Origin of the sequence: Micromonospora sp. U56 (genome assembly GCF_018070095.1) — a bacterium.
Lineage (GTDB): Bacteria > Actinomycetota > Actinomycetes > Mycobacteriales > Micromonosporaceae > Micromonospora > Micromonospora purpureochromogenes.
The window spans coordinates 1-12330 of sequence record NZ_JAGPYL010000048.1 but is presented as its reverse complement, the minus strand read 5'-3'; the positions used below and the strand labels follow the sequence as shown (position 1 = coordinate 12330).

The window sequence follows — 12330 nt, the reverse complement described above, 5'->3', positions numbered from 1 at the left end:
CGGGGCCGTGGTCGGCGCCGCCGCCTCGCGACGGCCGCGGTCGGACTCTCAGCCGGCCCCGCCATCCCGTGCGTCGTCGGTGGAGTCGAAACGCAGCCGGCGGGCAACCACGTCACCTGCCACATCCCGCAGCCGCCGGCCGTGGGAGTAGGCAAAGGCGCGTAACCGGATCAGCGCCACCGCCGCGGTCACCCCCAACTGGGCCGTGACCATCCCCGTGGCCTGGTGCACCTCGGGATGCTGCAGACCGGCCTGCTCGGGCCAACGCTCGTCCCGGTCCGGCCGCGCGCCATCGAGCAGCACCGCGCACGCCGTGTCAGCCAACACCAGGGCGTCGGTCAGCTGCTCGCCGTCGAGGCCGCCAGACCGCGCACGGTAGAGGTCCAGTACACCGAGACGGATCCCGCCGACCTGGAGCGGCAGCGCGAACACCGCACGGACCCCGGCGAGCACCGCCGCCGGGGCGAACACCGGCCAACGGGCCAGGCATTCCGGCGCCGCCAGATCGGCGACCAGATGCGGGCCGGCGCTGATCGCGTCCACGCACGGACCTTCACCGAGGGTGAGGGTCAGGTCCTCCAGTTCCGACGCGGTCCGGTCACTGGCACACAGCACCTCGCGTGGGGTGGCGCGCAGCGTCACCGCGACGGCGGCAGAGTCGACGCCGGCGACCGCCACCGACGCGGCGCAGACGTGCTCGACCGCGACCGTCTCGCCCCGGGCCACGTCCATGACCAGGGTCCACAGCCGGATCCTGCGATCGGAGTTCATCGGTTCGCCGTACCGGGATCGGCCGCGCGACCACAATCGGACGCGGTCAGTCGGAGCACAGGCACGCGGGTGCGAGAAGCGACTCGCAAGCGGGGACTGGTCCCGCTGATCTGCTCGTCCAAGACTGGCTCCGACCCGGGTCGTCCGAAGCGGACAGATACCGTGTGGCTGACCGGGGTCTCGGGTGACGCTCTCACCGTACTCCTGGCGGGCGGCGCGGGGCGCCAAGGCGATCGCCGACACGATCGCCGCCGGGACCGCAGAAGCGTACGATGGTAGTTGTCGCTCGGGACCCCGGTGGCTGACAGTTCGCCGCCGGCGGACGCACCCCACCGATCGAGGTCCCCCGTGTTGGCCGCCCGACGCGCAGAACGGCCAGCGTGCCGAGGTGTCGTTCCTCGGCGCGCACGGGCACCTGCCCATGGGCGTAGCTCTGCTGCTGGCCGCGGTCTTCGGGATCCTGCTCGTCGCCCTCCCCGGCACCGCCCGCATCGTGCAACTCCGGATGCTCCAACGCCGTCCCGCCGGAAACCCCGACGCCCGACCCAGGCCCGGTCCGCTCTCCCCGACGGTGACCGGCACCGCCCGCGTTACGCCGAAGCGTTCGTACCGCCAGGACAGGTGAGCCATGCCCACCACCGTGATCCCCCCGTCGCCGCCTTCCCGGCCCGGACTGTCCCTCGCTCCCACCAGGGGCCGGACGGTCCTGGACGGCGGATGGTGGCCGCGTTCCTGGGACCCGGTGGCCGAACTCCCCGGCCTCGTCCTCGCCCTGACTGAACGGCATGGCCGGATCCGGCACATCATGCTCAACATCCACGCCTGGGACAGCCGGATCCGCCGGTTGGCGGTCGGACCGGACGTGGTCCGGATCGGCTGGTTCGACACCCTCGACCCGGCCCTGCTGGTCGCCACCACCGGCCGCGACGACCAGGTCGACCTGCTCGTCGTGCCACCCGGCACGACACCCGAGGCAGCCGAGCGGGCCATGGCCACCGCCGCCGACCCGACCAACCTCAGGCACGCACCCGACATCCTCACCACCGGACCGACCCCGCAGGACGCGACAACGACGACCAGCTCCGACGCGTACGCGGTGTGGGACAACGAGGGCGGCAGCCCCGCGTCGGGCGGAATCCACCGAGGCCACACCGAATCCACCACCCGTCCCCGCACTGGAGTGCCCGCATGAACGCTCTAGCGACAACCATCGTGATCGCGATCGTGGCGATCGGCATCATCGGCCTCATCACCGCCGCCCGAGCGGTGCGCGTCGTTCAGCAGTACGAACGCGGGGTGGTCTTCCGCTTCGGCCGGGTGCAGGAGGGCAGCCGCAGCCCGGGGCTGACCCTCATCGTCCCCGGCGTCGACCGGCTGGTGAAGGTCAACCTGCAGATCACCACCCTCAGCGTTCCTGCCCAGGACGGCATCACCCGCGACAACGTCTCCGTACGCGTCGACGCGGTCGTCTACTTCCGCGTCGTCGACCCCGTCAAGGCTCTGGTGAACGTGCAGAACTATCTTTACGCCGTATCCCAGGTTGCCCAGACCTCGCTGCGCGCGGTGATCGGCCGCGCCGACCTCGACGAACTGCTCTCCGACCGGGACAAGCTCAACTCCGAACTCACCAGCATCATCGACACACCGACCGAAGGACCGTGGGGTGTGAAGGTCGAACGCGTCGAGGTCAAGGACGTCGCGCTGCCCGAATCCATGAAGCGGTCCATGTCCCGCCAGGCGGAGGCCGAACGCGAACGCTGCGCCCGGGTCATCGCCCCTGACGGCGAATACCAGGCTGCCACCAAACTCGCCCAGGCCGCCGCCACCATGGCCGCCGACCCCGCCGCCCTGCAACTGCGACTGCTGCAGACAGTCGTGGAGGTCGCCGCCGAGAAGAACAGCACCCTCGTCATGCCGTTCCCCGTCGAACTCCTGCGCTTCCTGGACCGCGTCACGCCCGCCGCCAGCACGCCGGCACCGACCGCCGCGACCCGGCCGCCGGCCCCTGAGACGGTGACGGTGCCGGCCGTGCGACGCGTGACCAGCGAGCCCGAACCGGAGGCCGCACCGATACCGGTGCGCTGACCGGACGTGGCGCCGGCCCGGTGACCCCGCCGGTCACCGGGTCAGCGCCGGTGCGATCGGCTACGACCCGGTTGATCACCAACCCGAGGATCGGATGTGCGGCCACGACGGCTGACAGCGCGCCGCGAGTCAGTTGGCGGCAAGCGGCGGTCAGTCAGTCGGTGTACGGAAGGAAGTTCCGAGCTGTGCCGGCGGTATGGTTCCCAGCGCGACGGCGAGTTCGCGACCGAGGAGATCGTCATAGGCGGTGCCGAGGGTCGGCGTAGGGCCGTTGATCCCGCGGAGCCGGTCTGCGGCCCGGCGAGCGGCGATGGCGGTCACCCAGGCGGTGCCGTCGAGCTGGCGGGAGGCGGGCATCGGCGCGAGCCGCCACACCTCGACGAACACCGCCCGGGTCACCGCCACGGCGAGCGCCGGGCTGCCGAGGCTCTCACACACCTGCGTGAAGACGGCGCGGACGAGACGACGGTGGAAACGGCGGAAAGCGGCCTGGTCGCGGTCGGCGATCCGCTTGACGAGATCATTGACGGACTCAGTACCCGGCACGACGTAGATGCGTGGGACAGACATCCGATGCTCCTGGTGGTGTGCCTGCGGTTCGGGCACCACCAGGGACCAGGGCGGCTGCTGCGTCTCTCACCCTACGCCACCGGTAAGGTCACGGAGCGCATCGGGCGTCCACCGATCGCGGTCGCGGCTCGGCGGGGAGCAGCCCGTGCGGACGCGTGGGGCTTCCAGCAAGGCCGTGGCGATCATGTCGACGCCACCGCTCCCTCCCCCATCGCCACCCAGGTTCGTCCACCTGATCCGCTGACCCGGCGCCACCACAAATCCGCACCCGGCAGAGGTTGGCCGACACCTGCTAGACGCCGGCGCTGCTGCGGCCAGCGCGGTGCCCGAGAGCCCGCGCGGCCCCACCTGTGGCTCCCGGTGGGGCCGCGGTCACGGCCGGGTCAGCGCGCCGTGCCCTCCAGCACGGTGCGAGCCCGGTCGCCGTACCCAGCGGCGACGAGAACCTCGAAACGACTGGGTACGGTGGCACTCCTGGATGTGAAATCGCGACGCCCGCCGGTCAGGGCATAGCCGGCCGCGGCGAACGCCATCCCGAACAGCGCACCCCAGGCGAGACCCAGGGTCAGTCCCACGACGCGAACGGCCGCGTGTCGGTCACGTGGTCGGGCCAGCGAATCGGTGCCACAACCGGTCGGCCGGCCGCGCACAGCGCAGTGCGACAGCAACGGGATCTGGTCGGCTCGTGAGCGGATCGACGGCGGCGGGCGGTCAGCCACCGGGGGCCCGAGCGACACCCTCACCATACGCGCAGTCAGCGGGAAAGGCTTCGCGCTGACCGGGGCGAATCAGCCGGGCTGGTGGGGAAGCGGGTTCGATCCGATCATCGCCGCCGGCAGTGTGGGAGCGTAGGCTGCGGGTGTCGCTCGGGACCCCGGTGGCTGACAGTCCACCGCTGGTGCACGCGCCCTCGGTTAGGGCCCCGACGACGGCCCGATCCCCGTTCTGGGATGCAATCGCGGCGCTACCTCGCGGACCACTCCTGCCGCCGGCCTCGCCGGTCGCGCCGGGCGCGATGAACCGATGCCACCAACCGCTGGGCCTCGGGCCGCGCCCGTCATGAGCCGCGCGAGGTGCGTGACCGGCCTCGCCAGACGACATAGAGATCCACGAAGGGACGCTGTCGTGCCGACCCAGACTCAACCGACCGACGCTCGGGCCGTGATCCAGGCGCTGGTCGGAGCAGCAACCGTGGCGGGCTACGCGCCGTCGATCCACAACACCCAGCCATGGCGGTGGCGGGTGGGCGGGACCCGGTTGGACCTCTTCGCCGACCGCGCCCGGACGTTCGCCGTCACGGACCCTGACAGCCGGCTCGCGACACTGAGCTGCGGAGCCGCTCTGCACCACGCCCGGATCGCCCTGGCCGCGCAAGGCTGGCGCGCCATCGTGACCCGGATGCCAGATCCGACCGACCCCGGCCATCTCGCGCACCTGCGCGTCGTCGGGCGGGCGCCGGTCGAACTGCGGGCGGTCCGCCGTACGCACACCATCCGGTTGCGCCACACCGATCGCCGTCCCGTCAGCGGCCCGGCGGTCGGACCCGACGACCTGCGCGCCGTCACCGCCGCGGTGCAGGCCGAAGGGGCGTGGCTGCACATCCTGCGACCAGACCAACTGCTGGACCTCGCCGCCGCAGCCAGTCACGCCCAACAGACGGAGACCGCCGATCCGGCGTGGCAGGCGGAGCTGGCGTGCTGGACCGGTGGCACCCGACCAGCGGGCACCGGTGTTCCCGACGACACGATTCCCCTCCGTGCTCCGCAGACGACCGTGCCCGGCCGCGACTTCGGCCACCACGGCGACCTACCGGTGAGCACCGGGCACGACCGCAATGCCGTGTACGGGGTGCTCTACGGTCCCAATGACCAGTCAGTGGACTGGTTGCGCGCGGGTGAAGCCCTGTCGTCGGCCTGGCTCACCGCGGTCGAGCTCGGGGTGTCCGTCCTGCCGCTCAGCGCCGCCGTCGAGGTGGCCGGCACCCGCCAGTCGGTGCGGCGGCTGGTGGCCGACCTCGGGCATCCGTACCTGGTGCTGCGACTGGGAATGCTCGACACCGACGACCCCGGGCCGCCGCACGCGCCGCGACTGCCCGCCCAGCAGCGCATCGACCGGCCGACGCCGAAGGCATCTCGTCCCGGCCCGGCTGAAGACGACAGGCCCTCCGGCCCGAAGGGTGGCGGCCGACATGACCCCGCATCACCACCGACACCCCGCTAACCAGTACCGGCACGATCACCGCACGTCCGGACAACGCCTGGCCGACTCGGTCACCTCGGTGTTCGGGTCACAGTTCGGCATAATCGCTGCCGCGACGGTGCTGCGACCCTGGCCGCACCTGGGCGATGGTCGAATCGATGCTGCTCACGAATCCTCCCGGTAATCGACGCTCAGCACGCCGCCGGGGTCTGGAGCAAACGCTTCCATCAGCCTACTCCGCCACCCGTACGGCATACCTGAACGGCGCTACCAGACGCTCGGCCGGACGGCGAGTAGGCGGACGAAGGCTCCGGGGGGCTCGGCCTGGCGTGGTCATCTGGCAGAGGTCGGCTGGCGGGCGCGTTCCTGTGAGCGTCTGATCTCCGCCTCAGATTCGGTCCGGCCTGCCCAGATCCCGCGTTCGACGTCGACGCTTTTGCCCGGCTCCAGGTCCTTGTACACGTCGAAGAAGTGTTGGATCTCCAGCTTGTGGAAGTGTTCCAGATCCGTGATGTCGCCCAGGTGCGCGAGGCGAGGGTCAGCCGTGGGCACGCACAGCACCTTTGGGTCGGGCCCCTTCTCGTCCCGCATCCGGAACATGCCGATGGCCCGGCATCGGATGAGGCAGCCGGGAAAGGTCGGTTCCTGTACCAGCACCAGCGCGTCGAGGGGGTCGGTGTCTTCGCCGAGGGTGTTTTCGATGAAGCCGTAGTCGGCCGGGTACTGAGTCGCGGTGAACAGGGTGCGGTTCAGCCGGATCCGGCCGGTCTGGCGATCCATCTCGTACTTGTTGCGGGTTCCCTTGGGGATCTCGATGGTGACGTCGAACTCCATGCGGCTGCTCCGCCCTTCGGACCTTCAGTCGGTGACCGGCTATCGGCCTGGTCGGTGATGAACACGCCGATCTCGCTGCCGTGCGAGTGTCGAACACCGACAACAACGCGGCGGGCCAGTAGCTGTAACGGCTGGTTCGGCGGGCGAACGCAGGCACCTCGAGAGTGTTCCGCCGCGGTTGGGGCCCGCCGGCCTCCGACCGACGCGGGACCGCTGTGGTAGGTCAGTTCGCCCAGGAGCGAGTGATCAACAGAGGTAGGAGCAGGGCGAGGACCAAGAGCAGTCCCCGGATGCGGCCGGCGCGGCGGCGTATGACGCGCCGGACCCGTTCGCGGTGCATTTCGCGCGGTGGGGCCTTCGCGGGGCGCGACGGGCTGGACCGTGGAGATCGGACGGGTTGCCATCGTGTTCTCCTTCCTGTTTGCGAGGCTGGTCCGGTCCGACACCCGGTCTGCCTCGTCCGCTGAGGCCCGGTGCTTGCGGGCCGACGATGCCGGGTTGGATAGATGTGTGCGCTGTCGAACGCGGCGTGTCCGGTATGCAGGGACGAGACATCAGCGGGCGTTGCGGCCACGACCCCCAAGTAGCACCAAGCGCGCCAGGCCGAACAAGCGTACGATCGAGTTATCCCGGAATCGACGACATCCCATTCCTGAGGTGCCAGCCACACCGGCCCTACCCCAGGGGATGTCATGTCCGTCAATCGCACCCGAAACGCACCGGCAGACCCGGCCACCACAGCGCCGCCGCGGGCCCCAGCAGGCCCCACCCAGCCAGGCGCCCCCCACCCTGGCGAGCGCCGCCTGGATCAGCCGCGCGAACAGCCTGCCCGGGACGTGTGGAAGACCGACGGGGGCAGCCTGGCTGCCATGATTCCGACCGCGCGGCGGAACCGGGCCCCGATCCTGGGCGCGTGGATCGGAACAGTGATGACAGCAATGAGGGAAGCAGCCACCCGTGTCAGCGTCGGGCGCCGGTTTGCCGCGCACCCATCCCCGCCCTCACCCGACTCCGGCGAACGCCCCGCCGCCGGCACGAAGATCCACGATAGGAAGGAAACCAGCATGACACCCATGGTCGACCGCATCCGCACATTCCTGCACAACCCGCAAGGACAACGGCTCACCCGCAAAGCGCGTGAGCAGCTCAACAAGCCCGACAACCAGCAGCGGCTGCGGAAGCTTGCGCAACGACTCCGGCGACGCGGGTGACTCCCGGCGAGCCCGTCAGATAGCCAGAGCCACCATGACACGTCGTCGGCCTCGCCAGTGACGTCAGCAGCGGGACCAGGGCGCGCCGCCGTCCTGGTCCCTGCCTGCGGGGCCTCCAGGACAAGGAACGGCGCCGTTGCGTTGTGGAACCGGTGGACGGGTTGAACCTGGGCAGGGTCCGCGGTCAGATTGCTTGGGCGACTTCGGTGAACGCAGCGGCGACCCGCGTTGTCGGCGGGGCGTCGACCGCGAGTTCGTAGTGGCCGCGTCGAACGTTCTGCATGAAGGCATGTCCGGCGATGATCACCTGTGCTGTCTCCTCCGTTCGCAGCCCATGCATCGGTCTCAGCCGGCGTTTGAGCTGGCTGTGATCAGCCTCGATCGGATTATTGGCGTACTGCTCGACGTGGTGCCACGCCGACGGGATCAGCTCGTCGATGACAGCGGGGGTAGACCGCGGCGGCGTCGGTGACCACCTCGCTGGGTGTCACCTTCAACGCCGATAGCGCCCGGCGGAAGAACCTCCGCGCGGCGCCGGCGTCCCGACGCGCCGAGACCAGCACATCGATGACCTGCCCGTACTGGTCGACCGCCCGGTACACGTACCGCCAGACTCCGTTGAGCTTGACGTAGGTCTCGTCGACGTGCCACCTATCGCCTGGTGAATGGCAGCAGAACCGGGCAGCGTCGGCCAACAGCGGCGTGAACCGCTGCACCCACCGGTACACGGTGACGTGATCGACCTCCACGCCGCGCTCGACCAGAAGTTCCTCAACGTCCCAATAGGACAGATTGAACCGCAGATACCAGCGCACCGCGACGACGATCACCTCGGTTGGGAACCGGAAGCCAGCGAACGCCGACTTCGGTGGCGGCCACGAGCGAGGACGCACCAACGACTTCACCGATCAAGCCTGCCTCGATCACGCCAACGCTCAACGCAACAGAGCCTCGACAGCAGCCTGCTGCTACTGGGCCGCGGCGACGAGTGGCTGGACTACCGATACTTCCACTCCTCTAGGCCCCGGCCGCCAGCCGGACACATCGGTGCGTAGAAGGCGGCTGACTCCTTCGAGGACGCTGAAGAGGTCGCCGAGCAGGAAGCCCTGGTCAGGGCAATGCCGGTGGGATCGGAGTACCAGCCCGTGGGACCCATGTCGCGCCTGCGCGTTTGGCCGCAGAGTCAGGCGTCGATTCAGCAGGTTCGCTCCTGGCCCGCGGACGGTGCTCGACACGCTTTCGACGCGGGTCGATCGCGGAGCCGCAGCAGAGTGACCACTTCGGTCTTCACTGGGAGGTCAAGCACGCCAGATCGCCACATCGTTGCTGCTCACGGCCTTGGCCGGTGGCGGGCTGCTTGAGCACTTCGGCAAGGATGACCACTTCGTTAGCGTGCACCCAACCTGCTCCCAGCGAAAGCCCCGCCCCGGCCGCAGACTCGTTACCGCCCTGACCTGCGCATACTCCCCACCAGGCGAGATAGAGCGCAGTTGAAGTCTGTTCAGCGCCGTTGAGCACTGCGTGTGAAGCAGGACGCCGCACCGACTCTGGCCTGCGGAAATGGAAACCTGCAGGTCGGGGTGGGTGCAGTTGAGTGCCGTTCGGTGCCGTTGGGCGCTGTTTGACGCCGTTCAGTGCACCCGGTTGCTCCCAACCTGCTCCCCAATCTCGGGCCGCGAGACCAGCGGCAACTGACCGGCTGGCACATCCTCTCGTCGCGCAGAAACCGTGCCGGTGTGGGCGCCGGACAGGGGTACTTGGCCCCTCTACTGCGACGCGGGCGCCCGCCACCCCGCTGCCCCCGACCCCGGCGGCATCGACGTCGGCGAACCGACCGCCCCGCACACCCTCCGTGAGCAAGTGGGTATGGCTAATCAACGAGCTTATTTGCGGATTAAATCCGCCATAAGCGGCGCCCGAGGGTCAGTGCGCGCCGATAATCTTCACCGCGCGGAAGGCCGGGGCCCAAAGGACCGCCACTCCCGAGCCGCCCGAGGCAGTCGACCGCCAAGGGCGCCGGCCCCGGCCCTTCCGTCCAAACGTCAGCCGCCAGCGTTTCAGCGGATCCGTTTCGCGCCGTACGCCGTGCGCCGTACCGGCTTCACGCCCGTCGCGACCGCGTCACCACGTGCCTCCCGACCAGAAGTTCTCCATCAGGGCGTTGTCGAACGAGTCGCCGACCGAGCCCATGGAGGGCAGGATCCCGTTGTCGGCCAGGCGTTGCGCGTTCTCCGACATGACGAAGGCGGGGTGCGCGGGGGTGCCGGTCGCCGCCGCCAGCCCACACCATCCTGGCCTTCCTGGCCATCACCGACAGCGCTGCCTGACCCGGGCCCCAGTGGACTAGCCGCCTGTCATGCTGGCACCATCGCGGTGATCGGCTCAGCGGCGGTGCCAAGGATGGACATCAGTTTCGTCCGGGTTCGCGAGCTCGTCCCCGACGATCAGGAGATCCTTGACGTCCTGGTGGGAACGTCAGCCGCCGAGGCCTTGCGCCTGATGCGCTCGCACAACGTGGACCAGCTGCCCGTCCGGACCGCCCACGGCCACGTGGTTGGGGTGTTCAGCCATCGGTCACTCGCCCGGGGCCTCCCGCATGTCCCGGGGCAGAACCCGCTGGCGGCGCCGGTAGACGATCTGGTTGAGGATCTGCCCTTCGTGGCGTCGTCGGAGCGGATGGAGAAAGTGCTCGAGCCGCTGGCCATCGACAACGCGGTCCTGGTCGGCGACGAGGAGCGGCTGCTCGCCGTCGTGACACCCGCCGATCTCAACCGGTTCCTGTGGCGGCGTACCCAGCCGTTCCTGCTGCTGCGGGACATCGAGCTTGGCGTACGCGACCTGATGAGCTCTTGCTGCGCCGCCGACGACCTGGCAGCGTCGATCACCGCAGCGCTGCCTGCGGATGTAGAGGTCGCGGAGCCCCGCCTGGAGAACCTGACCTGGTCCCAGCTCACCACAGTGCTGCTACACGACGGCAACTTCGGCCGGTTCTTTCGGCACCGCTTCGGGCGGAACCGGGGGGTCGTGAAGGTCACCCTGGAACCTGTCCGCGAGATCAGGAACAAGGTGTTCCACTTCCGTGGCGAGATCCTGCCCGAGGAGGTGCAAAGCTTGTCCGAGGCCGTGACCTGGGTCCGGCGCCGCGCCATCATGAGCGGCGGCGGCCGGTGAGGTACCTGTACGCGCATCAGCGAGACCTGTTGGAAAAGCTCCGGGACCCATCGTGCCCGCGGGCCGGTGTAGTCCTCGCACCTCCCGGCGCTGGCATCCGCACCGCTGTCCTCTTGCACGTGGCCGGCGTCGCCCCGACGTCGCTGGTGATGGTGGTGACGCGGAGCGTCGCAGAGGCCCGCCAGTGGGCTGCCCGGCTCGCGGATCGGGACGTGGTGGTGCGACTGCTCGCCGGCGCCTCCGACGCGCTGGAACTGCTGGAGAGTCTCGACCGCCTGCGCGATGGCGCGATCGTGACGACCTTCAGCAGGCTGCGGAGTGGACCGAGCCGGCGGGTGCTGGCAAGCGTGCGTCCCGACCTGCTGATATGGGACGACCCAGCCTCCTCGCTGCCGGTCGAGCTCGCTGACCAGGCTCGACAGGTGGTGGCCCTGGTTTCTGAGGGCGACGGGCAGCATTGGGCACAATGGTCGGTGCTGCTGGCTGTCGGCACGGAGGTCTTGCACGAACGCGGCCACCCGACCGTGCGTGAGGTGCCCTTCGAGGTGAGCCGCGAGGAACTGGAACTCCGCACGGAGGCTCGGGCGCTGCTCCGGAACCTCGGCGTCGAGCACCCCCAGCGGTGGAGCAACAGTTTGCCGTCGTTGCACGCCCGGTTGCTGGCGCGTGCCACGGACGCCGGCGAGCACCTGTCTACCCAAGTATGGGCGGTCCTCGACCGGATCGAGAACGCGCCGCCCGACGACGATCGACGGAACGTCCTGCGCCGCACGCTCGCCGGAGTCGCGTCGCTGTCCCGGCCCTGCCTCGTCGTCGCGCCCACGCCCGCCGACGCCATCTATACCGCCGACCAGCTCGCCGGGGCGGCGTCGGCGCCGGTCCCCGTCATCGACGCGACCCTATCCGCAACGGGCAGGCGGAGCGTGCTGGCTGGCCTCGCGCCGGGGCAATGCGTGGTCGCCACTCCTGTCCTAGACGACTTGTGGCACGAACTGCCGAGCGGCTCCGTCGTCGTACTGCTGCCCTTCCCGGATGGGAGCGGCTTGCCGGGCCGAATCGCAGACGCCGTGGCGGACATTCCAGGGCTCGACATCATCCGGCTGCGGGAGGTCCCGTCCCCCGTCGCCGGATGAGGCCCTGCGCGGCCCGGACGTCAGCCGGCAGCTGCCTCGCGCGCCTAGGCCCAGTGACGCCGCGGCTGACCGGAGGCCCGCAAGCACTGCAACGTGTGCGCTTTGAGCGGGGTTAGAGGCAATGCCGCTCAGTTAAGGGTTTGGGGCGCTCGTCAAGGGGCGTGTCGTTGGACGAGGGCGGCGGGGTCTCGGTATAGAGGTTTGTCACTCCAAGACAGCCTCTGGACCGGGAGCCCCGCCGTTGGAACAGTGTGCCATTACCCGGACGATCGCGGTGGCTGCCGGCCGGTTCGCGCCGGGTCATCTGGGTGAGTTGACGCAGCAGGTGCCCTTCGAAATGGTCGATGCCGTCCTGG

The 12330-nt window shown here is 69.7% G+C and carries 11 protein-coding genes and 1 pseudogene; 7 read left to right on the top strand and 5 right to left on the bottom strand.

Going from position 1 to position 12330, the window contains the following annotated elements:
- Window positions 1–48 precede the first annotated feature (48 nt).
- Window positions 49–771: a GAF and ANTAR domain-containing protein gene (locus KBX37_RS17470; protein WP_210777009.1), complete on the bottom strand. Its 723-nt coding sequence runs from the start codon at window positions 769–771 to the stop codon at window positions 49–51.
- Window positions 772–955: 184 nt separating this feature from the next.
- Here KBX37_RS17470 and KBX37_RS35230 point away from each other — a divergent pair, with 184 nt between their 5' ends.
- From KBX37_RS35230 to KBX37_RS17455, 3 genes are read left to right on the top strand one after another with little or no spacing between them, the layout of a single operon-like run.
- Window positions 956–1396 carry a lipopolysaccharide assembly protein LapA domain-containing protein gene (locus KBX37_RS35230; RefSeq protein WP_307849104.1) on the top strand — a complete coding sequence of 147 codons (441 nt, stop codon included), beginning with the start codon at window positions 956–958 and terminating at the stop codon, window positions 1394–1396.
- Window positions 1397–1399: 3 nt separating this feature from the next.
- Complete coding sequence (locus KBX37_RS17460; RefSeq protein WP_210777008.1) at window positions 1400–1963, top strand: DUF5994 family protein; 564 nt, start codon at window positions 1400–1402, stop codon at window positions 1961–1963.
- Window positions 1960–2856, top strand: coding sequence for a slipin family protein (locus KBX37_RS17455; RefSeq protein ID WP_210777007.1), 897 nt, complete (start codon window positions 1960–1962; stop codon window positions 2854–2856). Before KBX37_RS17460 ends, KBX37_RS17455 begins: the two co-directional genes overlap by 4 nt.
- 150 nt (window positions 2857–3006) lie before the next feature.
- Here KBX37_RS17455 and KBX37_RS17450 read toward each other — a convergent pair whose 3' ends face one another.
- Together KBX37_RS17450 and KBX37_RS17445 are read right to left on the bottom strand one after the other, a co-directional pair.
- The gene (locus KBX37_RS17450) at window positions 3007–3462 is read right to left on the bottom strand and encodes a hypothetical protein (protein WP_210777006.1); all 456 of its coding nucleotides are present in this window, start codon (window positions 3460–3462) and stop codon (window positions 3007–3009) included.
- A 347-nt stretch (window positions 3463–3809) separates the two neighbouring features.
- Window positions 3810–4001: a hypothetical protein gene (locus KBX37_RS17445; protein WP_210777005.1), complete on the bottom strand. Its 192-nt coding sequence runs from the start codon at window positions 3999–4001 to the stop codon at window positions 3810–3812.
- A gap of 550 nt (window positions 4002–4551) precedes the next feature.
- Here KBX37_RS17445 and KBX37_RS17440 point away from each other — a divergent pair.
- Window positions 4552–5646, top strand: coding sequence for a nitroreductase (locus KBX37_RS17440; RefSeq protein WP_307849103.1), 1095 nt, complete (start codon window positions 4552–4554; stop codon window positions 5644–5646).
- A gap of 312 nt (window positions 5647–5958) precedes the next feature.
- Here KBX37_RS17440 and KBX37_RS17435 read toward each other — a convergent pair whose 3' ends face one another.
- Window positions 5959–6459 (bottom strand): inorganic diphosphatase, encoded by a 501-nt coding sequence (locus KBX37_RS17435; protein ID WP_210777004.1) that lies wholly within the window; start codon window positions 6457–6459, stop codon window positions 5959–5961.
- A gap of 836 nt (window positions 6460–7295) precedes the next feature.
- On the opposite strand from KBX37_RS17435, the gene KBX37_RS17430 reads away from it, so the two are divergent.
- Window positions 7296–7670, top strand: a complete 375-nt coding sequence (locus KBX37_RS17430; protein WP_210777045.1) for a hypothetical protein — start codon at window positions 7296–7298, stop codon at window positions 7668–7670.
- A 184-nt stretch (window positions 7671–7854) separates the two neighbouring features.
- Here the strand turns inward: KBX37_RS17430 and KBX37_RS17425 are convergent.
- Window positions 7855–8563: pseudogene (locus KBX37_RS17425) on the bottom strand (IS6 family transposase).
- Between the two features lie 1507 nt (window positions 8564–10070).
- On the opposite strand from KBX37_RS17425, the gene KBX37_RS17420 reads away from it, so the two are divergent.
- Together KBX37_RS17420 and KBX37_RS17415 are read left to right on the top strand one after the other, a co-directional pair.
- The gene (locus KBX37_RS17420) at window positions 10071–10841 is read left to right on the top strand and encodes a CBS domain-containing protein (RefSeq protein ID WP_210777003.1); all 771 of its coding nucleotides are present in this window, start codon (window positions 10071–10073) and stop codon (window positions 10839–10841) included.
- Window positions 10842–10960: 119 nt separating this feature from the next.
- Window positions 10961–11974, top strand: coding sequence for a hypothetical protein (locus KBX37_RS17415; RefSeq protein WP_210777002.1), 1014 nt, complete (start codon window positions 10961–10963; stop codon window positions 11972–11974).
- Window positions 11975–12330: the final 356 nt, after the last annotated feature.

Excerpts from the sequence above, each read along its gene's own strand:
- KBX37_RS17420 (WP_210777003.1), top strand. The coding sequence starts at position 10,071 with ATGGACATCAGTTTCGTCCGGGTTCGCGAGCTCGTCCCCGACGATCAG.
- KBX37_RS17435 (WP_210777004.1), bottom strand. The coding sequence starts at position 6,459 with ATGGAGTTCGACGTCACCATCGAGATCCCCAAGGGAACCCGCAACAAG.
- KBX37_RS17470 (WP_210777009.1), bottom strand. The coding sequence starts at position 771 with ATGAACTCCGATCGCAGGATCCGGCTGTGGACCCTGGTCATGGACGTG.
- KBX37_RS17460 (WP_210777008.1), top strand. The coding sequence starts at position 1,400 with ATGCCCACCACCGTGATCCCCCCGTCGCCGCCTTCCCGGCCCGGACTG.
- KBX37_RS17455 (WP_210777007.1), top strand. The coding sequence starts at position 1,960 with ATGAACGCTCTAGCGACAACCATCGTGATCGCGATCGTGGCGATCGGC.